The organism is Pontibacter pudoricolor, from assembly GCF_010092985.1.
GTDB lineage: Bacteria > Bacteroidota > Bacteroidia > Cytophagales > Hymenobacteraceae > Pontibacter > Pontibacter pudoricolor.
The window spans coordinates 3,837,189-3,859,413 of the sequence record NZ_CP048106.1; the positions used below are offsets into that span (position 1 = coordinate 3,837,189).

Below are 22,225 nucleotides of genomic sequence, written 5' to 3' on the forward strand. Positions count from 1 at the left end.
GTTTAGCAACATAACTAAAAAACTTTCTCCCTCCCAGGCAACCTTTGCTAGAGTTACTCCATCTATTAGTCAAAGTCAGAAAGATAAACACATCAAATCTAACCACTATGACAAAACACGTACACCTGTTGCTTGCGCTGCTGTTATTGCCGCTGCTAACTATAGCACAAACCAAAGTGGCCGCATCCGAGATCATCGCTAAAATAAACCGCGGCGAAGCTGTAAACTATAAAAACGCCGAAATTACAGGTGACCTGGACCTGACAAAGCTGCAGAACATGAAGCTGAAGAAAGAGAAAGGCGACAACAACAGCACCAAAGAATACACCAGTACGGTAACGGCACCTGTCACTTTCGAGAACTGTACCTTTAATGGCAGCGTGCTGGGTTACTTTAACCCGGATAACGGCGTGAAGGTGGTAAAGTCATCTAACGAGGTTTATAATACCAATTTTGAAAAAGACGTGCGTTTTATAAACTGCACATTTGAAGGCGATGCGGCTTTTAAATACAGTGAGTTTAAGGGAAAGGTGTCGTTTGCAGGCAGTCGTTTTCAGGAAGAAGCTCTGTTTAAATACGCTAAGTTTAAAGAATCTGCAGATTTCAGCAAGGCGGCGTTTGAAGATGATGCCAACTTTAAATATGTAACCTTTCCGGCTGTTGCAAACTTTAAAAACGCGCAGTTTAACGAAGAAGCCAACTTTAAGTATGCAAAGTTTCAGAAGGGAGCAGACATGCAGCAGGCGGCGTTTAACGGAAATGCCGACTTTAAATACACCCAGTTCTCCGAATCAGCTAACATGAAAGGAACCAGCTTTAAGGGCAGTACCGATTTTAAATATACCAAACTCAACAACCAGTCTGTAACACTTTCAGGGTTGCAGGCGAGGAATAAATAAGTAACAAAGAAGCTTTAGTTTTACTAAAAACGCCGCACATATAGTGTGGCGTTTTTGTTTTTTATGGACTTGCTAAAAGCGCCAGCAATTTGCCGGCACCTTCGCTGGGGTTTAAAACAGAAAGGGGAGGCAACCCAAGCCACCTCATACGCACATCGTTTACCAGGTCAAGATCTATAGTTGGTGCGCCTGCTTTACCGGCAGCTATAGTTGCGGCAATGGCAGTTTTCAGCGATGTGGCTTTTACTCTTATAGTCTGAGCAGCATAACGGGCAGGGTGCAGGTGCACAAACCGTCCGGCAACTATACCCAATCGCAAAACCCAGTCAGAAGTGTCGGAAACTGTAACTGTGCGGTAAAGCCCGCCTTTTGCGGTTAAGTAACTATAGTACGCCTCAGGTTGCAGCAAACCTTGTTGCTGCAGGTTAACTAACACTTCCTTCGTTACCTGTAAAGGCGAGAGCTGTCCGGTATAAAAGTCTAGCTGCGAAGTGCCGATACTTACCAAAGATGCACCGACCTGCGGGTTGGGTAAGGTGCTTTGCTCTTTTATAAACGCCCTGATATAGCCCAGATGGTGCTTAAGCGGATGAAAAAGAGCAGGCTCGGGCAAGGCCGCCATCGCTATAGTTAGCCTTTGGGTATGATTTATAGTTGCCATAACAATTGTACGTGACCTCTAACGATAGCATCTGTCAGGAAAATGGCACTACAGTACACCAATAACCACAGCACAACGTACCCTGATGGCATAATGAGAGATCGGTTTTTTGGAAAGCCAGCTTCCGGATTACAGTAACAAGGGTTTTCTTCTGATAAGAGGAAAGCCTTTTTATTTAAGGTAATAACTCTAGTGCGTACCTTTGCAACTATAGTTATTACTTACACTTTATGCATATGCCACAAACCACAGCTGTCGCTATACTTGATTTTGAGCCCCGGCATGCCGCTAAATTCAGGGAACTGAACGAAGAATGGATAACGCGCTACTTTGTGATGGAAGAAGCCGACCATAAATCGCTGGGCGACCCGCAGGGATACATTCTCGATAAGGGAGGTTATATTCTGATGGCGGAGTACAACCAGGAAGTTGTAGGCACCTGCGCCCTGATAAACGAAGGAAATGGCGTGTATGAGCTGGCTAAAATGGCTGTAACACCCAAAGTGCAGGGCCTGAAAATAGGAAAACTGCTGGGTGAGGCCGCGATACAAAAAGCCCGTGAGGCCGGCGCTGTAAAAGTTTACCTGGTATCAAACCGGAAATTGGAGACTGCGCTTAACCTTTACAAAAGGCTTGGTTTTGCAGAAGTGCCTATGCCTCCCAGCATTTACGAGCGTGCCGATATCAAAATGGAAATAGAACTATAGTTTATACTATAGGTCAGGCGCTGTAAACGGGTCTGTTATCATCCAGACGCACAACACCTACAGTAAGCCAGCAGCCCTTATAGTAGCCTTTGGTTTGGCGTGCCAGCATAAACAGGTAAGCCACTTTTGCATCATTTTCGGTAGTAAGTACCACCAACTGGTAAGCCGACCTGCCGGTTATTACCATGTTGCCTTTTTTGTAAGATTTGAAGTTGAGCATTGGCCTGTAAACCGGGTCTCGCACCATCACCCTGAAATGCTCTATCGGGCCCATGCTTATTCTGCTTACCGGCGATGAGAAGTTGAAAACAGTGATCACACCGCTGTCGCTGCCATCGTTTTGCTGTAATGCTTTTAGCTGGATCTGTACTACCTCCTGGGGTGTAAGTGCTTTTGACGGACGTAAATAGCTCCAGCTGGATGCAGAAGCAGCCGAGCTTTCGGCACTGGTATAGTTGGTGTATTGCGCCTGCCCCTGCTCCGGCATTAAAGGAAAACTACCTATAAAAACCAGGAGCAGTAACAACCCTACCGCCAGTAAGGCCTTATCTACTATGCCATCCAAGCCCTTCATATAGTACTGTACTTTATATAGAATGCTATAGTTGTGCTTTTGACCGATTTTTGAGCGCTGCAACTATAAACAAAACTGCCTGGCTGCGTATACCTGCTCAACGCTATATTTATGACGAATCCGCTGTTGCACTATATCACCCGATTTAAGAACTGGTTTGCCGGCATTCCTGCTGCGCAGCGGTTCCAGAGGCAGCACCCCACCGTGTCGGGTTTTATAAGCGACAGATTGGATACAGAGCAGTTTGTTGGCTTACCGCTTACTTTTCTGTTAATAGTAGGGGTGGTAAATATAATGTTGCTTTCGGAGCTTGCTGAGAGCGTGGTGGATGCCGAGTGGGTGGTGGTGGTAGACCAGGAGTTTACAAATCTGCTGTTTAGTATGCGCTCCGACTGGCTAAGTGTAATTATGTTTGGCCTAACGCAGCTAGGCGAACAGATCGCTGTTTTTGCAATCGGGGGCCTTGCTACCCTCATCTTTCTGTTCCGGAAACGGTACTGGGCACTGGTGGCTTTCTGGCTGGCGATGGGGGCGTTGGCCTTTCGGTGCGGTTTGCGAAAACATTTATCAGCCGCGCCCGTCCCGCCGATGTTGCCTATTACCAGGTGGAGCATTATTCTTTCCCGAGTGGGCATGCCACTACAGCCATGGCGTTGTTTGGTTTGCTGGCTTACTTTATTTACAGGCACAACAGAGATAAACCATACCGTAAATTTATAGTTTGGGCTGCCGCTATACTTATCCTGTTGGTTGGGTTCAGCAGAATTTACCTGGGCGTACACTTTCTGTCTGATGTGCTGGCAGGTTTTATACTTGGCTTTCTCTGGGCACTGGTGGGTATAAGTCTGTCCGAGGTAATGCTGCATAGAAGGAAAAGAAGACAAGTATAGCACTATCACTTTTTTACTATACTTTTTAAGCCTGTCGTCGTATGCAAAGGCATGTACCCAAGAACGTTACGCAGCGTACGCTGCTTTGCCCTTATATTCTTTTTCTGGATAGCTGCATGGTCTCCGGCTTCGGCCTATGGTGTGCTCTCGCATCAGGCCATTATTGATGCCGCCTGGGATAAAGACCTGAAGCCACTCCTGCAAAAACGCTACCCTAACGCCACGGAAGAAGAGCTCAAAAAAGCACATGCCTATGCCTATGGCGGTGCCATACTACAGGATATGGGCTACTTCCCGTTCGGTAGTAAATTCTTTACAGACCTGCTGCATTATGTCAGGAGCGGCGATTTTGTGCAGAACCTGCTCTACGAAGCACAGAACATAAACGAATATGCCTTTGCCTTAGGCACCTTAGCCCATTACAATGCCGATATTTATGGGCACTCGCTGGGCACCAACAAAGCCGTACCGCTGGTTTACCCCGAGCTAAAGCAGGAATTCGGCAGCTCTGTCACCTTTGCCGACCACCCGGTTTCGCATGTGAAAACTGAATTTGGCTTTGATGTACTGCAGGTGGCCCGCGGCAACTATGCACCCGAGTCGTACCAGCAGTTTATTGGGTTTGAAGTGGCCCGGGAGCCTTTGGAGCGTGCCTTTCTTAAAACGTATGGATTGGACCTGGGCGATGTTTTTATAAATGTTCCGTTGGCAGTTGGTACGTATCGCTACACTATAAAAAACCTGCTGCCGGACCTTACCCAGGCCGCCTGGAAAGCCAAGCAAAACGATATAAAGCAGGCAACCCCCGGAACAACACGCCGTGAATTTATCTACCGCATGAGTCGTGCAAAGTATAACAGCAACTGGGGCGAAACGTACGAAAGACCGGGTTTCTTTACACGCGTAATGGCCTGGGTCATCAAGATACTGCCAAAGGTTGGTCCGCTCCGATCGCTGGGTTTTACGATGCCAACGCCCGAGGCAGAACAACTTTTCTATAAAAGCTTTAACACTACGGTAAGCAAGTATGCCGGCATGCTGCAGCAGCTACGCAGCAACAATTCGGATATGGCAAACATGCAGCTCGATACCGGCAAGAAAACCGAGCCGGGCACTTATGTCTTAACCGATGAGACCTACACCACCCTGCTCGGCAAACTCGACAGTAACGGGTATAAATACCTGACGGCCGAACTACAGCAGGATATATTAAGTTTTTATAAAAATATGAAGCCTGGAAGAGATCAGGAAAAGCAAAAAGAGCAGAAAAAGACCGCAGAAGCGCTGGAAAGAATGAAAGCGCACAAACCAGTGGCTCAAAATAGCCTGTAACTATAGTCAGAAGTAATTGTGTATAAAATGAAATAACGAAATTGATGTAACTATATGCTCTGAAAACCGATAAAATAAGTCTGAGATATCCGGAACGGGCAATGAAAAGATGTAGTTGAGCTTCCGGATTTTCGGTTTAATAAACAGAAACTAAAAATAATAAAACCATGGAAAACAAGCAGAATAGCTCACAGAGCAATCAATTTTCTAACCAGTCATCACAAAGTAATCAACCAAATGCAAACCAGTCTTCGCAGAGCAGCAGCCGTTCGCAGAGCAGCCAGCCAACTTCATCAAGCACTGGTTCCAGTATAGGCAGTCAGCAAAGCTCACGTTCCGGTTCCGGTTCAAACATGAACTCTAACTCTAATTCAGGATCTTCATCATCTAAAATAGGTGGTATCGACATGAATACGGTAACCAGCAAACTGCAGGAGTATGGTACAACAGCCATGAACAAAGTAAATAGCCTGAGCACCACTCAGAAGGTAGTAGGTGGCTCGCTGCTGGCGTTAGGGGCAGGCTGGTTAGCCATGAACCGTAACAAGTCGGGTAAGAACAAGACAAACCTGAATACAACAAGAAGCAATAAGTTCGGCAGATCATCATCTTAGTCGAAACTATAGTTTAACACTCAGAAAGCCCGGTGCAGCTGCACCGGGCTTTTTGTTTATAGTTGGTGCCCTGACTATAATTTCAGATTTTTATAGCTGCCGGCCACTAAAAGAAAACTGGCCCGTAAACTTTACCTCATAATCCAAACTATAAACTAACGCCGCATGGCAAAAAAAGTAACCCTGCATTTCGACCCGGAACTGAGTGTGAACATAGAAGGCAAGCATGTACGCGACGGGCTCTCAACGGTACTGCACACCGGCGACAACCTGTGGCTGAGCTGCGACGAACGGACAACTATAGAACGACTGACCCAGCAGCAGGACGGCTCTTTCGGGAATCATAAATCTTTTTGCCTCAGCGATTACCTGCAACTCCCCGACAGTACCAACAGTGAGATTGACATAGAAGGCATGGGTATGGAGAACAATTACCTGTGGCTGATCGGCTCGCATAGTTTAAAGCGTAAAAAGCCCCGAAAACAAGAAAGTGTTGCCAGGCAAATGAAGCGGCTGGCACAGGTAAAATCAGACCCGAACCGGTATCTGCTGGCCCGCGTGCCTATTTATAAAGATAAGAAAACCGACGACTACACGATCTGCAAAGAATGCCCGGACCCTGATAACCCTGGAAACATGTTGCGTGCGGCTCAACTACGAGGAAGCGAGAACAGCAACGAGCTTGTTGAAGCGCTGCGCAACGACGAACACATCGGGCCCTTCATGCACATCCCCGGCAAAGACAACGGCTTTGATATTGAAGGCCTGGCAACCAGTGGCAACAAGCTATACCTGGGCCTGCGCGGGCCGGTGCTGCGCGGCTGGGCTATAGTGCTGGAAATAGAATTGGAAGATGCTGGTAAAGGACTTCTGAAATTAAAACAGGCAAAACCGGACAGACCTTATAAAAAACATTTCCTGCACCTGAAAGGCAAAGGCATACGCGAGCTTCGCATAATGGGCAACGATATGTACATTTTAGCCGGCCCGACGATGGACCTGGACGGCGTAATTGCCGTGTATCGCTGGCGAAATGCAATACATGTTGCCGACGAAACGATGGTGCATACTGCAGACCTGGAACGCCTGTGCGAAGTACCCCATGGCCACGGAGAAGAAACCGGTAAAGATAAAGCCGAAGGGCTGGCCGTATACGATGAGCACAACCTGATGGTAGTTTTCGATAGTCCCCGGGATAACCGGAAAGTGGGTGAGCACAGCGTAACCGGCGATATCATTAAAGTTGATTAAGCAGCCGCCAAACTATAAACCCGTATACAACAATCTACCAACAAAATAAGCTATGAAAATACTGGAAGCATTAGCAGGTGGCCTGGCAGGTGCCTGTGTTTTAACCCTGACCCACGAAAGTTTACGAAGAGTAGTGCCGGACGCCCCGCGCATGGACATACTGGGGATGCGCGCCATCGCTAAACTAATGGAGAAGGCCGGCGCTACGCCACCTGACGATGAAACCCTACACGACTGGGCAATGGTTGGGGACGTGGTCTCGAACGGATTATACTATAGCCTGGCGGGTACCGATAAGAATGCCTTGTGGCGCGGCACGCTCCTGGGGGCGATGGCGGGCATTGGTGCTATTACCTTGCCTGGTCCGCTGGGCCTGGGAGAGGCGCCAAGCGAGCGTACTACCCAAACCAAAGTAATGGCTGTTGGCTTGTACCTGATGGGTGGTATAGTTGCTGCCTTGGCAGCACGCGCTATTGTAAAAGCAACAAAATAAGAAAGGCCTGTAAACTATAAACCCCGGTAAGCAATGCGTTTACCGGGGTTTATAGTTTATTTTATTGCTGATCCTGGTTGCCGGCACTTTCGTCGGTCGGAGGGTTCTGGCTCATGGTGTCTGTTGGAGTTCCGGTATTTGTTGTGTCCGTCATTTCTCCGTTCATATCTGTCTGTGTTTCTTCGGTATTGGTATTGCCGGATTCAACGCCGGTTGTGGTTTCGGAGGTGCAGCTTGCCAGCAGGCCGGTAGCCAATGCGCCAACAGCCAGTAAATTCATCGTTATCTTCTTCATAGTTGTATCAATTTATAGTTTAGGATATGCTCTTAGTCCGGAGCAGATCATCTCACTTTTTACGTAGGATAGCGGCCAGAGTATACTATATACCGTAACATAACTATAGTTAGCTCACTTTCTGAAGGTAATCCTGCTGCGCTTTTTCAAGTAACGCTATAAGGTGCTGGCGTTGCGCCCGGAGCTTCTTAACTATATTTTGCCGGCTATAAAACAGGCGTAAAAGCAGCCAGTGACTTTGTGTGCGCTGCAGCGTATTCCAGTAATGCAGTGTAAAAAAGCCGCTCAGTGGCAGGCTTAGGAAATAGAGGAGCAGCTTAATCCCAGCTATGTTCAGCCATTCGTGTGCCAGCCATAGTTCTAGCCCATAACATATCGGGAAAGTAAAAATGCCAACGGTAAGCATAATAGGCGCAAACCACTCTTCCTCTTTAGTTACGGCGCGGGCCACTTTAGACGGCACGATATACGGAATATAGTTGTGCACTAAGCCAAAAAGGTAAATCGGGAAACCCAGTATGATGTACAGTAACCCGATGATACTTTGCTTCATCACATCGCTGCTTTCTTTGCTTAACACCGGGTCCTGTATGCCCAGGCGCTGCAATTGCCTGGTATAGTTGCTCAGTTCCTGTTTTATAGTTGCAATCCGGTCAGGCTCCGTCTGGCTGAAGTGTGTTATGCTTTTAATGATGCCTTTGGTAACTATAAAATCCTGCTCCTGGGGTAACGCGCCGGCTGGTACTATAGGCGAAAGCCTGTCTCTGTAAATAGCTTCCACCTGCCGGGCCAGTTCATCTTCCTCGTCTGTCGGGGTGTGTATGATCAGCTTTTCCAGCCGCACCCTAATCTCTTCGGTAAGGGCAAGCACAGCAGCTGGGCCATCGTGCTGGTACGTTGCCAGGTAATCAGATACAGAGATCGGTTTTCCAACATTTACAAAAACGTCGCTCCTGAAACGGGTAGGGGCAGAATAATTCAGCCCGACCGGCAATATTTTTACTTCCCGGTTACTTTCTGACGCAGCGCCTAAGGCAATGCGGGCGGTGCCGGTTTTAAGTTTGCGCAGGCGTCGCTGGTTAAAGCTGTTGCCTTCCGGGAAAATAAGCAGTGTCTTTTGTTGGTCGAGCGCCTTAAAACTGGCAGCAAAAGCGTCGTCGTTGCTTATAGTTGCGTTGGGGTTATCTTCTTTGCGGTGTATCGGTATCAGGTGCATCTGGCGCAGCATCCAGTTCTGGAATTTAGAGCCAAACACGGTGCTCTTGGCAATAAAAAATACCGGTTGCTTTAGCTGGGCAGCTATTACAATCGGGTCCATAAAGGTATTCGGGTGGTTAGATACGACCAGCAACGGGCCGTTGTCGGGTATCAGGTGAGCATGGCGCACTTCCAGTTTCCGGAAAAAGAACCAGAGCCCGGCTTTGTAAAGCAGCTTCAGGAGGGTGTAAAGCATGTTATGGTAGTTTCAGAATAGAAGTATAAACGGCATCTACCACTTCACCCATGCGCTTAAAATCCAGGGTATAAATGGTGTCGGTTGGTTGGTGATAATTGCTGTTGCGGTAAAAAGAAGTATCTGTGATCATGAGTGCATCAAACCCGAAGCGCCAATAGTTCAGATGATCGGAAAAGTCTACGCCGGTTACAAAAGCCGGTGCCCGTAATGATTTTACAGGTAGCGTAGCGGCCTTTTTATAGTTGCGCAACATGCTTCGCCCGAAACTGCCGTTACCAAAGCGCTGCACTATGGCAATGTAGTTGCCGCGGCTGCCATAAAACAGTTTCATGGGGGCTACGGGGTAACGCTGTGTGCCTTTCTCATCTTTAAAGTAACCTATCATCTCCAGAGAAATCATACCCATCAGCTTTGCCTGCTGCTCATAAAGCGAGTTCGCATGCACGTAACTGCCCATGTGCTCTGTCCGAAAGTATGGAGGCTCTTCTAAGGTATAAGCAACAAAATCTATCCTGAAAGGCAGCGTGTGGTTATTGAGTAACCTGGCAAGTTCCAGCAAGCCTGCCACACCGCTGGCATTATCGTCTGCGCCGGGTTGGTCTTCACACACGTCGTAGTGTGCTCCTACCACCAGCCGTGGGGCATCTGCAGGGCCTGCCGAAAATATAACATTACGATATTCGTTTCCGGCCACGGTATATACCTGCTCCTGTACCTGTCCGTTTAGTTGCTCAAACTCACTGCGGATATATGCTGCTACCTGGTTAAGTGCATCGGTGTGCTGGTGGTTGCGTGGCTGCGCTGTAGCGGTAATGGCAAGCAGGTGCTGTTTTAGCTTTACAGTGTCTGCATTGCCGGCAAATGCAGATGTAGTACCTACCAAGCAGACCAGCCATACAAATAATGCCTTCATCAGAATTTTGGAAATAAATGTAATGACCAATATAGCAATTTATAGTAGATAACCACTATCTAAAGCACGGAGCAAGTCCTAGTGAAGTAGCAGACGCAGGATGGTGCTGCTGGCATGAATCAGGAATGTCACTTAACCGGGGGTACGGTTGTGAGCCAGTCGTAGGCAGAGGTAAGGTCGCTGAAAGAGCGGGTCTCGATATAAGATTCCAGTTGTTTATAGAACTGCTGTTGCTGCAATTCGGTTTCGGGATGAAAAGGATGAATAACTGCTACCTTTTTTAGTGGGAGTTTGGTGTAGGCTTTGGCAAAAATAGTGCAGGTCCAGTGCAGGTCCTCTTCTGAAACGGGCTGGAGCAGGCGTCTGTCCATCACCGCAAATTCTACCTGCAGCTCACGTGCAATCCGGGCGATGTTTATAAGTGCCTGGCGGTATTGTAAGCTGCTGCAGTTGCTATACCACTGGGTAATTAAAACATTGTACGCTTCATGATGCTCAACCTGCAGGTAATCTGTCTGAAAATACACCATGCTTTTACGTGTTAAAGTGTATAATATTAATTATAAATAATTGGTTTACAAAGTGTTTTGTAAAAATTAATATATACCTACCTGTTGATGCTCAGATTTATGGTTGGCCGCAGCGTAAGACCTGAAATAAAGCCCTGCGCCAGTTTTTAGGCCAACGCAGGGCTGCTATAGTTTATAAATACAAAATTTACTTGGTGCGCAGGTTGTTGGCGTTACTGCCGTCCAGTTCGCGGGTGTCTTTTTCGTCCTTGGCTGCTACGTTGCCACCTACTTCCTTGCCTTCCGGCTCCGGGTCAAGTATGTCTTCCGATTTAGGAGATTTAATTTCCACCTCATCTTTTTTGACACCTTCCAGCGGTTCCGGGTTCTCATCCGGCAGGCGCTTGCCTTCATCAGCGTTTGTTATGATATCGTCTTCTCCGGGAGTTTCCATAGTTGTATAGTTTAGTACACTTATAGGTACGCAAATGCAGCACATAGTTTAAGCTGATACGCTGTTTATTATCGGCTACCTTATCGTTACAACTCCGGAAACAAAATAAATGGAAACAAGTATTTACTTTATGTAAATTATATTTTACATTTGGTAAGTTAATTTGTACATGAAAAAACTAATCTTATGATTGAAGAAGGTGCTTATCATACACAGTTGTTACCTTACAGGTACAAAAAATACGGCTACTGGATACTGATCTTAGGGTTGCCTATAGTTGCAGCTATAGTTTATCTGTTTAAAAGCACAGGCGTAATCGCCGATTCCAGGTCTTTTTTTGATGAGTGGAATGACACCCTGGTATATTATCCGCTCATAATCGGGATGGCGTTGCTTGTTTTTTCAAAAGAGAAGCAGGAAGATGAAATGGTGCAGAGCCTGCGGTATAAGGCGTTTGTGAGCGGCGTATTTTTTCTGGTGATAGCGCTGCTGTTTTTGCCGGTCTTTAGTATTATAGTTGGGTTTGCCGAAGGTAAAAGTATTGAAATGCCTGATGTTGGCGGGATGCTCGGAGCACTGTTTTTGCTTTTAATCTATACCTACCTTTCATTTAAATACAACCTGCACCGCACACGCAGAGCCCTGGAAACAGATGAAGAATAATATAAAAGTAGAGCGGGCTAAAAAAGATCTGACACAGGAACAACTGGCAGATACCCTTGGTGTTACCCGCCAGACTATAAATGCCATCGAAAAGAACAAATACCTGCCCTCTACGCTGCTTGCCCTTAAAATGTCGGCTCTGTTTGGGGTAACTGTAAACGAGCTTTTTATACTGGAAGAAGGGGATTAGTAGGTTTTAACTATAGCTTATAGTTTCCACAACTATAGCCGTTGCTCTTTCGGACTTCCAGGTCCGAAAGCACTCTGCCGGGGATTTCCTTATCCCCGTACCCAGCTACCCATTTACGCGGACTAGGAAGTCCGCAGCAGGCAATGTTTCGGACACAGATGTCCAAAACAGCAATCTTTTCTTTAGCCTAAGGTTATGCACGGAACTCCAACTATAGCAGGAATTTCTGTCGCATATAGCCATAATGAGAAGCAAACTATAGCCAGCCAACACACCAACTATAGCCTGGCAATCCGAAATTAAATTAGCCTTTAATTGGTTTCTCTTTGCCTGCCCCAACATTTTGCCTTAACTTTGGGCAATTTATACCTGCCACACTTTCTTACTATGCCAAAAGACACCAGTATTAAATCAGTTCTCATTATCGGTTCCGGTCCTATAGTTATCGGACAAGCTTGCGAATTCGATTATTCAGGCTCCCAGGCCGCCCGTTCTTTAAGGGAAGAGGGGATAGAAGTAACGCTCATCAACTCCAACCCGGCCACTATTATGACAGACCCGGTTACCGCCGATAATGTCTATCTGAAGCCGCTGGAGAAGAAATACATCATTGAGATACTGGAAAAGCATAAGATTGATGCCGTACTGCCAACTATGGGCGGACAAACTGCCCTGAACCTAGCCATCGACTGTGAAAAGGCTGGTATCTGGAAAAAATATGGTGTCCGCATTATTGGTGTGGATATCAAAGCCATTGAGACCACAGAAGACCGCGAGCAGTTCCGACTGAAAATGCTGGAGCTTGGCGTGAACGTTTGTAAAGGCGAAACAGCCACATCGTTCCTGGAAGGGAAGGAAATTGCCCAGGAAATTGGTTTTCCGCTCGTAATTCGTCCTTCGTTTACACTGGGCGGCTTTGGCGGAGGCTTTGTTAATACGCCCGAAGAATTTGACGTTGCTTTAACACGCGGCCTGCACGCTTCCCCAACCCACGAGGTACTGGTCGAGCAAAGCATCCTTGGCTGGAAAGAGTACGAACTGGAGCTGCTGCGCGACAATATTGGCAACATTATCATCATCTGCTCTATCGAGAACTTCGACCCGATGGGTATCCATACCGGCGACTCGATAACTGTAGCACCAGCCATGACCCTGCCAGACACCGTGTACCAGAAGATGCGCGACCTGGCTATCAAAATGATGAACGGCATCGGGCAGTTTGCGGGCGGCTGTAACGTACAGTTCTCTGTTAACCCGGAAGATGATACCATTATCGCCATCGAGATCAACCCGCGTGTTTCACGCTCATCGGCCCTGGCTTCTAAAGCAACCGGTTACCCGATCGCCAAAATCGCGGCTAAACTGGCTATTGGTTATAACCTGGATGAGCTGAAAAATGCCATCACCAAAACTACATCGGCTTACTTCGAGCCTGCCCTGGACTACGTTATCGTTAAGATACCGCGCTGGAACTTCGATAAATTTCCGGGTGCCGACCGTAAGCTTGGCCTGCAGATGAAATCGGTGGGTGAAGTGATGGGTATCGGCCGTACGTTCCAGGAAGCGCTGCAGAAGGCCTGCCAGAGTTTAGAGATAAAACGCAACGGCATCGGTGCCGACGGCAAAGAAAAGACAGACTATAACTACCTGATCGATAGCCTTACCAATGCCAGCTGGAACCGCCTGTTCAGTATAAAAGATGCCATGCGCATTGGTATACCAACCAGCACAATTCAGAAGATCACGAAAATAGACCCATGGTTCCTGGCACAGATTGAAGAGCTGGACATGATGGAGAAGGAAATCGAGAAGTACACCCTTTCCAATATCTCGGCTGATCTGCTGCGCGAAGCCAAAGTAAAAGGCTACGCCGATCGCCAGATTGCACATCTGCTGCGCTGTCGCGAAAGTGAAGTTCATGCATTAAGAACCGAAATGGGCATTAAGCGGGTGTTTAAAATGGTAGATACCTGCGCTGCCGAGTTCGAAGCAAAAACGCCATATTTCTACAGCACTTTTGAAGGCGAAAACGAAAGTATCGTTACAGAAAAGAAAAAAGTAGTGGTATTGGGCTCTGGTCCGAACCGAATCGGGCAGGGTATTGAGTTCGACTATAGTTGCGTGCACGGGGTGCTGGCTGCCAAAGAGCTGGGCTACGAAACCATCATGATCAACTGCAACCCTGAAACGGTAAGTACAGACTTCGATATTTCGGATAAGCTTTACTTCGAGCCTGTTTTCTGGGAGCATATCTACGACATCATCCTGCACGAAAAACCGGAAGGCGTTATCGTTCAGCTGGGTGGACAGACTGCTCTGAAACTGGCCGAGAAACTGGACCGTTACGGCATAAAAGTGTTAGGTACCAGCTACAAAGCCCTTGACCTTGCAGAGGACCGCGGTTCGTTCTCTTCTATGTTGCGCGACCTGAACATTCCGTACCCTCCGTTTGCTGTAATTGAAACGGCAGAAGAGGCGCTGGAAATGTGCAAAGATCTTAAGTTTCCGCTGCTGGTGCGCCCAAGCTACGTATTAGGCGGCCAGAACATGAAGATCGTGATCAACGAGAAAGAGCTCGAAGCCCACGTAATTGACCTGCTGAAAGATCATCCGGGTAATAAAGTTCTGTTAGACCACTTCCTGGACAGAGCCATTGAAGCAGAAGCGGACGCTATTTGCGATGGCGAAGACGTATATATCTGCGGTATCATGGAGCACATTGAGCCGGCCGGTATTCACTCCGGAGACTCTTATGCCGTACTGCCTCCTTTTGACCTGAGCGATAACGTGATGCGCCAGATAGAAGACCACACGAAAAAGATCGCTGTTGCCCTGAATACGGTTGGTGTGATCAACATTCAGTTCGCTATTAAAGATGAAGTGGTTTACATCATCGAGGCAAACCCGCGTGCGTCGCGTACCTTCCCGTTCATTGCCAAGGCATACCGCGAGCCATACATTAACTACGCTACCAAAATTATGCTGGGGCACGCCAAGGTGAAGGACTTTACCTTTAACCCATACAAGAAAGGCTACGCGATCAAAGTTCCGGTATTCTCTTACAACAAGTTCCCGGAAGTAAACAAGGAGCTAGGCCCTGAAATGAAATCTACCGGCGAAGCCATTTACTTTATAGATGACCTGCAGGACGATTACTTTACAAAAGTATACTCCGAACGAAATATGTATATGAGTAAGTAAGCTCGGAAGTATAAAATTGAGAAAAGCCCTTTGCTATAGTTTAGCAAAGGGCTTTTTGGTTGTCTGAATCAGGGTTTACAGGATTTTAGGAATAACAGGATTGCTAAGATCTAGCAGTATGTGCAGCTCCTGCTAGCGTCTGGGCTATAGTTCTATAGTTTCTCTTTTGTCATTTCGAACAGCGTGAGAAATCTATCTCAGCTTATAGTTAGCTATTGTTGCAACTGTAACCAAGCCTTCCTTTTATAGCCACTTTTAATCCTGGGAGCTTTACTTGCCTATCGTTCTACAGTTGGCTTTGGTGCCCTCACGGCCGGGAGGCCCCGTCTTGGGGCATCGCGCGGTGTACATTTCCTTTGCTCCTGCGTCGCAATGCCTAACGGCACCGGAAATCTACAAGGCGCTCAACCCAAAGACTGCGATCCGTTCGATAGTAAAACTATAGTTGATCAGAGCGGCTATAGTTGCATCGCCTTATCGTGTTTGTATTTCCGTAGGGACAGGTAAACCTGTCCTGTGCGTGGTCTGTAACTATAGCTAATTCAGATTTCTCCCGCTGATCGAAATGACAGTTGGGTAAGTAGTAGCAGCAAGTCCCCTTTGAAGGGGGCAGGGGGATGACAAACGGAAACTATAGAACTATAGCTAAGCTTTAACTATAGCCGAAATTCCCCTCTTGGGAGGGGCAGGGGTGGGTTAAAACCGCAACAATAAAACAATAGCAGCTACATAACCCTACAACCAATCAACCCCTAAAAACCTTACTCTACCAATAGCTTATTCTCGATCATGCGGTTGTTGTACTGCTGGATAAACGCCTTCACACGGTTTTCCATTTGCTGGCGCTTTTCCGGGAGGCTGTCTTGCAGATCCTGTTTCAGCATGATGTCCTGCTGGTAGTTGTAAAGCGCTATAGTTTTGCTGCCGTCAAACTGGAGCAACAGGTCGCCTTCAAACCATTGGTATACGCCGGCGTTATAGTTCACAGCAAAATCCTGCACCGAGTTATCCAGCATATTTTTACCGAACGAGAAGTAAGGTTTATTATAGTTGAGATAGCTGAGAACGGTAGGCATAATATCGAGTTGCTGCACTATGCGTTGCTCCGTACCTTTAAAGGCAGGATCGCCGGGGGCGTAGAAAATTATAGGGATGGAAAAAGCACCCCAGTCGGTGTTATATTCCGGGTAGTGTCGTGGCGCACCGGCATGGTCGGCCGTGATTACGAAAAGCGTGTTTTTGTACCACGGCATTTTGCTGGCTTTCTCGAAGAATTTCTGCAGCGCCATGTCGGTATAGTTAATGCCTTGGAACAAAGGTAACGGGCCTTTCTTAAGTTTGCCTTCGTAGCGCTCGGGCACTTTGTAAGGGTGGTGCGACGACAGCGTAAAGACTGTTCCCAAAAACGGCTCCTTAAAAGTGTTCAGCTTATCTGCCGTAAACTGCAGGAACTCCTCGTCCCAGATGCCCCACATGCCGTCAAAGTCTGCATCGTTGTTATATTCATCTTTACCATAATATTCCTTTGTGCCGATCAGGTTCATGAACGCTTTAAAACCCATGGAACCATTAGGTGCCCCATGAAAAAAAGCGGTATGGTAGCCCTCAGCGTTTAACGTACGCGGCAAGCTTGGCAGATCGTTGCTGGCATAAGGGGTTAGTACAAACGGCTCCTGTATGCTGGGTATGCTGGTAAGGATAGAAGGCAGCGCATCTATAGACTTTCTTCCACTCGCAAACGAATGCCAGTATACTTTGCTGTCGGGCATGAGTTGGTCCAGGAAAGGGGTGTAACTCTGGTAGCCGTCTTTACCTATCCTGTCTGGATTATAGCCGCCCATAACCTCTTTTCCAAAGCTCTCCAGAACTATAATTACCACATTCTTTTTCCGGAAAGCCGCCGTATCAGCAGGTGTATGAAGCGGGGAATAGATAGAATCCAGTTGCTGCTCATCGAAATAACTGACCTTGTTATAGTTGGTTTTGCCTATAGTTCGCAGCATCGAGAAAGGCGTGTTGAGCACCAGGTACATTTCGTTGGGGCGCTTTACATATTCGCCGGCATTGCTGAGCGTAATAGGGCGGGTGCTGTGCGCAAAACCGCCACGCATGCCTCCGATCGACAGGAAAACCACCAGGGCCATAACCGCCGTATGCGCCGGGTAATACACCCACGACGAAACCCTTGGAGGCGACTGCATCTTTATTTTATCATACAGCCACACCATAAACGCGATCAACAGGAACCACAGCAGCGGAATGTACCAGAAATCAACTATAAAACTGCCGGCCAGTGCACCGCCGTTCTCGTTGGCAAACTCCTGCAGCACGCTCCAGGTGGTGCGGCGCAGCGTAAAGCGGTAATAAACGATATCGATCAGGTTGGCGGAAAGGGCAATGCTGTTGGTAACTATAAATATATACTTCAGCAGCCTGCGGTAGCCTGTGTTATACCGGAACCTGAAGGGCAGCAGCATGAGCGCCATAAACAGCAGGTTGGTATACAGCACTGTAGAAAGATCGAAGCGCAGGCCAGGCAGCAGCAGGTAAGAAAAGTCGGCTATAGTTGTCGCCTCAAACATATCCCTGTTAAAAACAAAGAACAGGATGCGGGTAATAGTGTAAAGCAACATGGCCAGGCTCAGGTATAAACCCAGTGCTACATGCACATTCTGCCATATAATTTTTTTATCTGCAAGCATTGTTATTCCGAACTATACATCTGTGCACATTGCAAACTATAGTTAATTAAAAGTGCGGTGCAAAATTAGGTTATTTTACGACCAAATTTTGTGTTTAAAGGATAAATACACGCGCAAACCATCGTTCTTCGGCTGTTAGGAGCAAATGTTTTACCTTTGCAAAAGTGGCTGGCAAACTGTCAGCAATAAACTTTTGGTAAGGTAGTTGTGTAGTATAAGTAACTATAAACTCCGATCATACTGGCTAATAACTTAAAAATAAATGCTCAAGTTCATAATTATCACCATTCTCGTTATCATGTTTCTCCGGTTGGTGGCACCGTTCCTGTTGCGCTTTTTACTGGGTATGTTCCTGAAAAAAAGCATGCGTAACGGTACGTTTTTCACCAACATGTACCAGCAGCAACGTCCGCAACCAAATGGCAGTACTGGTAATGGCCGCGCAAAAGGCGATGTAAAGATAGATTACATCCCGAACCAGGGTGATCGGAAAGATTTCCAGGGTGGTGAGTATGTGGATTATGAAGAAGTAAAATAGGCCGGGTTTGTTTTCGCAGGCACGATACTTGTGAACTGCTATTTCTATAGTTTGTACCTAACAAAAAGCAGTATATGCGGAAGCAATTTTACCTCTACTTTTTTACTGTATTACTGGCCGCCTCCGTGGCAGGCTGTACAGCACCACGTTCTGTTATCCATTCGGGTAAGGTAACGCCTAAAGGACAGTTTAAGGCCGGTTTTAACATGGGCGGCAACATTGCCAGCGAACCGCTCGCCCAGCTCGACGATATAACTGAAGCCGCTGTAGATGCCATTGCCAACAAAGAGGAAGTAGAGTATAGCGAGCAAATTGATGTAGCCTCAAAAGCGCTGATGGCTTATGCGCTGGACCCTGTTGGTACTACCTTCGATTTTTACCTGCGCTATGGTGTGGCCGAGCGTGTGGATGTAGGTTATAAATATGCTACCGGCGTGCACGTTTTCGATGCCATGTACCAGTTTATGGGCCCGACCGGCACGCCAGAGAACCCAGGCGTAGGCGATTGGTATGGCAGCGTAGGCTTGCAGTATTCCGGGCAGAGCTCCGGTATTTTCGATAAACTATATTTAGATAAGCTGATCCCGGTGCTCGAGTTTTCGGCCACGCGTCGCGACATTGTCATTCCGTTGGTATTCAGCAAATCGTTTGGCCCGGAAGAAGAGATCGGTAACATCTCGTTTGGCCCGGTGTATAACCACACTTTTATTAAATATGGCTTCGATCCGAACCGTATTGTAAAGGATGCTGCCGGCGAAAAAGTGCATGTTGATGGCGTTTTTGCGAAAAAGAACTTTCCATCTTTCGGCTTGTTCGTGAATGGCAAGATCGGGTTTAAGTTTTTGTATGTGCTGCCGTCGCTAACTATGTATTACCAGAACTATGGCACATACGATTTCCTGGAAGGCAAGCAGTTTGATTTTTCAGGCGTAACTGTTATTCCATCTATAGGCTTGCAGGCAAACTTCGGTGGCGGCCGAGGGGGCAGAACAAGGTAAACTATAAAGTTTAAATAACCTCTACTGGCGCCGGAAGCTATCCGGTGACGAAAGGTGAGTGCGAGTCTCCAGACTCGCTGCAAGTAAGCAACTATAAAAAGCGGCAGGAACAGGTAAAATGGTTCCTGCCGCTTTTGTTTTAGAACTATAGTTTATGGTATAAGAAATGTGCCCTCGCTCGCGTCCCGCGAGTGTGAGCTACCAGCGGACTCTGGCCGCCGTGACTTGTATAGTTAGGTATCAACCCAAACTATAGTTCTAAAACATGACGGTACGCCACCAGTAGCCCACACTCCCGGGGCGCGAGCGAGGGCATTGTATATTCTTTATAGCTATGTTGATGGCTCAAAAACTGCTGCCGAGCCTTCGCCATAATGCAGAAATAAAATAAAAGTCATATCTTTCATCCTCTATATTGACGCATCTAAAACAGATATGACAGCTTCTATTAACTTTAAACGCGACATACTACCTCACCTGATCGCGGTTCTTGTTTTCTTGTTACTTACAGTCGTGTATTTTGCACCGGTCGTGTTCGAAGACAAAGGCATGGCGCAGCACGACATTCTGCAGTTCCGTGGCGGTGCCCAGGAAATAATGCAGCACCGCGAAAAGACAGGCGAAGAAGCCCTCTGGACCAACTCCATGTTCGGTGGCATGCCGTCTTACCTGATCAACACACGTTATCCCGGCGATCTGTCAGGAGCTATCCATACAGTACTATCCTTAAACCTGCCGGCTATGGCGGGTAACATATTTGTAACATTGCTTTGCGGCTACATTCTGTTGGTAACATTGGGCATGCGCTCGTGGCTGGCTATAGTTGGCGCTATCGCATTTGCCTTTACCTCTTACAACATCATCATCCTGGAGGCAGGCCACAATACCAAATCGCTTACCATTGCTTATATACCAATGGTTTTGGCGGGCTTATTCTATGCCTTGCGTAAAAATCTGTGGTTAGGAGCCGCCCTGTTTGCACTTGGCCTTACGCTGAACCTGCATTTTAACCACCTGCAGATGACCTATTATATGCTGTTACTGGTGATTGTATGGGGAATAGTAGAGGTGATTTACGCCGTTAAGAACGGAACTATAGTTGAGCTACTGAAGCGTGGTTCGGTACTGTTACTGGCAGCCATACTGGCAGTAGGCGTCAACTTTGGCCGACTGGCTACAACCGCAGAATACAGCAAATACAGCATCCGTGGCAAATCGGAGTTAACCGCACCTAACAGCGGCGACAAAACAAGCAGCGGCCTGGACAGGGAATATGCCTTTAACTGGAGCTACGGCATCGGAGAAACGATAACACTGCTAATTCCTGATTTTTACGGTGGCGGAAGCAGCACACCGCTGGATAAAGACTCAGAAACTTATAAAGCCTTTGTGGGCATGGGCGCTCCGCCGGTGCAGGCCGAGCAGATCGTGAGCCAGGGTATGCCAACGTACTGGGGGCCACAGCCCATGACGAGCGGGCCGGTTTACGTGGGAGCCATTGTTTGTTTCCTGTTTGTGCTGGGCCTGTTTATAGTGGATCGTCGCTGGACGAGCTGGCTGGTAGCCGGAACTATACTTTCGCTTATGCTGGCCTGGGGACACCATTTTTCATCGTTCAATTACTTTATGTTCGATCACTTCCCGGGCTATAACAAGTTCAGGGCAGTTTCGTCGGCATTGGTAATTGCCCAGATCACGATTCCGTTGCTGGCCATGCTGGCACTGTGGCGAGTTATCCGCGACCGCGATGTGATAAAAGAGCTGGACAGAAAACTACTGATGGCTGGTGGGATTACCGCTGGTATCTGTTTGCTGGTTTGGTTGTTGGGTGGCATGGCAAGTTTCGCTTCTGCGGTAGATGCACAATTGCTGCAGGCACAATACCCGGTAGATGCTATCCGTGCTGACCGCGAAAGCATGATGAAGGCGGATGCCTTCCGTTCGTTTGCCTTTATAGTTTTAGCGCTGGCAATTCTGTACTTCTATGTTAAAAACAAGCTGTCTGCAACTATAGCTATTGCGGGTGTGGGTGTTTTAGTACTGATTGATCTTTGGACTGTTGACAAACGCTACCTGAATAACGGCGACTTTAAAGAGCAGGTGATCGCTAACTATTTCCAGCCAACCCAAGCCGACCAGATCATTCTGCAGGACAAAGACAATTACCGTGTGTTTGATGCGACCAACCCGTTCAACAGCGCGCGTGCTTCTTATTTCCATAAATCGGTGGGTGGTTACCATGGTGCCAAATTGCGCCGCTACCAGGATGTGATAGATCGCTACATCTCTCAAAATAACCTGGAAGTGTTGCGTATGCTGAATACCCGCTACGCCATTACCGGCGACCCGAAACAGCCTGTGCAGCGTGTACCGGGCGCGTTAGGAAATGCTTGGTTTGTGGAGAACATCGAGAAAGTAAATACTCCGGATGCCGAACTGGAAGCTTTAACCGGTTTTGATGCTGAAGCTACAGCTATAGTTGATGTTACCAAGTTCCCGGTGAAGCAAGACAAGTTCGAGGCCGGAAATGCAACTATAAAACTGACCACGTATGAGCCGGATTACCTGAAATATGAATACCAGGCGGCACAGCCGGGCTTTGTGGTGTTCTCGGAAATTTATTACCCGGCAGGCTGGCAGGCTTATTTAGATGGCAAGCCAGTAGAGCATATCCGTGCAAACTATATTCTGCGCGCGATGCAGGTGCCAGCTGGTAAGCACACGATAGAGTTCCGTTTCGAGCCGAAGACCTATACCATTGGTAATACCGTTTCGCTTATTTTTTCTATCATACTGTTACTGGTAATTGCCGGTGCTATTGCCTACGGTTTCAAGAAAAAGGAAAGAGAAGAAGCGTTAGCAGTTTAATATTCGATAACCATGGC

General features: G+C 47.4%; 21 protein-coding genes. 13 read left to right on the forward strand and 8 right to left on the reverse strand.

Features of this window, described 5'->3' with window-relative positions; translation table 11 throughout:
- Positions 1-107: 107 nt before the first annotated feature.
- A complete protein-coding gene (locus tag GSQ66_RS16655) occupies positions 108-899 on the forward strand; it encodes a pentapeptide repeat-containing protein (RefSeq protein WP_162428492.1) in 792 nt (263 codons plus the stop codon).
- A gap of 61 nt (positions 900-960) precedes the next feature.
- Here GSQ66_RS16655 and GSQ66_RS16660 read toward each other — a convergent pair whose 3' ends face one another.
- Entirely contained in the window at positions 961-1,560 is a 600-nt protein-coding gene (locus GSQ66_RS16660) for a hypothetical protein (protein ID WP_238395732.1), read from the reverse strand.
- A gap of 236 nt (positions 1,561-1,796) precedes the next feature.
- On the opposite strand from GSQ66_RS16660, the gene GSQ66_RS16665 reads away from it, so the two are divergent.
- Entirely contained in the window at positions 1,797-2,267 is a 471-nt protein-coding gene (locus tag GSQ66_RS16665) for a GNAT family N-acetyltransferase (protein WP_238395733.1), read from the forward strand.
- A 13-nt stretch (positions 2,268-2,280) separates the two neighbouring features.
- Here the strand turns inward: GSQ66_RS16665 and GSQ66_RS16670 are convergent, their stop codons facing one another.
- Positions 2,281-2,841 (reverse strand): DUF4864 domain-containing protein, encoded by a 561-nt coding sequence (locus GSQ66_RS16670; protein ID WP_162428494.1) that lies wholly within the window; start codon positions 2,839-2,841, stop codon positions 2,281-2,283.
- Between the two features lie 545 nt (positions 2,842-3,386).
- Here GSQ66_RS16670 and GSQ66_RS19260 point away from each other — a divergent pair.
- From GSQ66_RS19260 to GSQ66_RS16695, 5 genes are all read left to right on the forward strand, one after another.
- Positions 3,387-3,731 carry a phosphatase PAP2 family protein gene (locus GSQ66_RS19260; protein WP_162428495.1) on the forward strand — a complete coding sequence of 115 codons (345 nt, stop codon included), beginning with the start codon at positions 3,387-3,389 and terminating at the stop codon, positions 3,729-3,731.
- 51 nt (positions 3,732-3,782) lie between these two features.
- A complete protein-coding gene (locus GSQ66_RS16680; RefSeq protein WP_162428496.1) occupies positions 3,783-5,063 on the forward strand; it encodes a zinc dependent phospholipase C family protein in 1,281 nt (426 codons plus the stop codon).
- A gap of 167 nt (positions 5,064-5,230) precedes the next feature.
- Positions 5,231-5,677: a hypothetical protein gene (locus GSQ66_RS16685; protein WP_162428497.1), complete on the forward strand. Its 447-nt coding sequence runs from the start codon at positions 5,231-5,233 to the stop codon at positions 5,675-5,677.
- A 165-nt stretch (positions 5,678-5,842) separates the two neighbouring features.
- Positions 5,843-6,928: a DUF3616 domain-containing protein gene (locus tag GSQ66_RS16690; RefSeq protein WP_162428498.1), complete on the forward strand. Its 1,086-nt coding sequence runs from the start codon at positions 5,843-5,845 to the stop codon at positions 6,926-6,928.
- A gap of 52 nt (positions 6,929-6,980) precedes the next feature.
- Positions 6,981-7,421 (forward strand): hypothetical protein, encoded by a 441-nt coding sequence (locus tag GSQ66_RS16695; RefSeq protein ID WP_162428499.1) that lies wholly within the window; start codon positions 6,981-6,983, stop codon positions 7,419-7,421.
- A 61-nt stretch (positions 7,422-7,482) separates the two neighbouring features.
- On the opposite strand, the gene GSQ66_RS16700 is transcribed toward GSQ66_RS16695, so the two are convergent.
- The 5 genes from GSQ66_RS16700 to GSQ66_RS16720 all read right to left on the reverse strand — a co-directional run bounded on the left by GSQ66_RS16700 (position 7,483) and on the right by GSQ66_RS16720 (position 11,048).
- Complete coding sequence (locus GSQ66_RS16700; RefSeq protein ID WP_162428500.1) at positions 7,483-7,716, reverse strand: hypothetical protein; 234 nt, start codon at positions 7,714-7,716, stop codon at positions 7,483-7,485.
- Positions 7,717-7,825: 109 nt separating this feature from the next.
- On the reverse strand, positions 7,826-9,169 hold the full coding sequence (locus tag GSQ66_RS16705; RefSeq protein ID WP_162428501.1) for a lysophospholipid acyltransferase family protein: 1,344 nt from the start codon (positions 9,167-9,169) through the stop codon (positions 7,826-7,828).
- Position 9,170: 1 nt separating this feature from the next.
- Positions 9,171-10,085, reverse strand: coding sequence for a M28 family peptidase (locus GSQ66_RS16710; RefSeq protein WP_162428502.1), 915 nt, complete (start codon positions 10,083-10,085; stop codon positions 9,171-9,173).
- Positions 10,086-10,213: 128 nt separating this feature from the next.
- Complete coding sequence (locus GSQ66_RS16715) at positions 10,214-10,615, reverse strand: hypothetical protein (protein WP_162428503.1); 402 nt, start codon at positions 10,613-10,615, stop codon at positions 10,214-10,216.
- Positions 10,616-10,802: 187 nt separating this feature from the next.
- Positions 10,803-11,048 (reverse strand): hypothetical protein, encoded by a 246-nt coding sequence (locus GSQ66_RS16720; RefSeq protein ID WP_162428504.1) that lies wholly within the window; start codon positions 11,046-11,048, stop codon positions 10,803-10,805.
- A gap of 186 nt (positions 11,049-11,234) precedes the next feature.
- On the opposite strand from GSQ66_RS16720, the gene GSQ66_RS16725 reads away from it, so the two are divergent.
- The 3 genes from GSQ66_RS16725 to carB all read left to right on the forward strand — a co-directional run bounded on the left by GSQ66_RS16725 (position 11,235) and on the right by carB (position 15,102).
- Positions 11,235-11,711, forward strand: a complete 477-nt coding sequence (locus GSQ66_RS16725; RefSeq protein WP_162428505.1) for a hypothetical protein — start codon at positions 11,235-11,237, stop codon at positions 11,709-11,711.
- Complete coding sequence (locus GSQ66_RS16730; RefSeq protein ID WP_162428506.1) at positions 11,701-11,901, forward strand: helix-turn-helix transcriptional regulator; 201 nt, start codon at positions 11,701-11,703, stop codon at positions 11,899-11,901. The genes GSQ66_RS16725 and GSQ66_RS16730 overlap by 11 nt, the downstream gene beginning before the upstream one ends.
- Before the next feature lie 387 nt (positions 11,902-12,288).
- Complete coding sequence (carB, locus tag GSQ66_RS16735) at positions 12,289-15,102, forward strand: carbamoyl-phosphate synthase large subunit (RefSeq protein ID WP_162428507.1); 2,814 nt, start codon at positions 12,289-12,291, stop codon at positions 15,100-15,102.
- A gap of 761 nt (positions 15,103-15,863) precedes the next feature.
- Here the strand turns inward: carB and GSQ66_RS16740 are convergent.
- Positions 15,864-17,804: an LTA synthase family protein gene (locus GSQ66_RS16740; protein WP_162428508.1), complete on the reverse strand. Its 1,941-nt coding sequence runs from the start codon at positions 17,802-17,804 to the stop codon at positions 15,864-15,866.
- A 262-nt stretch (positions 17,805-18,066) separates the two neighbouring features.
- On the opposite strand from GSQ66_RS16740, the gene GSQ66_RS16745 reads away from it, so the two are divergent.
- The 3 genes from GSQ66_RS16745 to GSQ66_RS16755 all read left to right on the forward strand — a co-directional run bounded on the left by GSQ66_RS16745 (position 18,067) and on the right by GSQ66_RS16755 (position 22,208).
- Complete coding sequence (locus GSQ66_RS16745; protein ID WP_162428509.1) at positions 18,067-18,342, forward strand: DUF4834 family protein; 276 nt, start codon at positions 18,067-18,069, stop codon at positions 18,340-18,342.
- A gap of 74 nt (positions 18,343-18,416) precedes the next feature.
- Positions 18,417-19,340, forward strand: coding sequence for a hypothetical protein (locus tag GSQ66_RS16750; protein ID WP_162428510.1), 924 nt, complete (start codon positions 18,417-18,419; stop codon positions 19,338-19,340).
- 435 nt (positions 19,341-19,775) lie between these two features.
- A complete protein-coding gene (locus GSQ66_RS16755) occupies positions 19,776-22,208 on the forward strand; it encodes a YfhO family protein (protein ID WP_162428511.1) in 2,433 nt (810 codons plus the stop codon).
- The last annotated feature ends 17 nt before the right edge of the window (positions 22,209-22,225 follow it).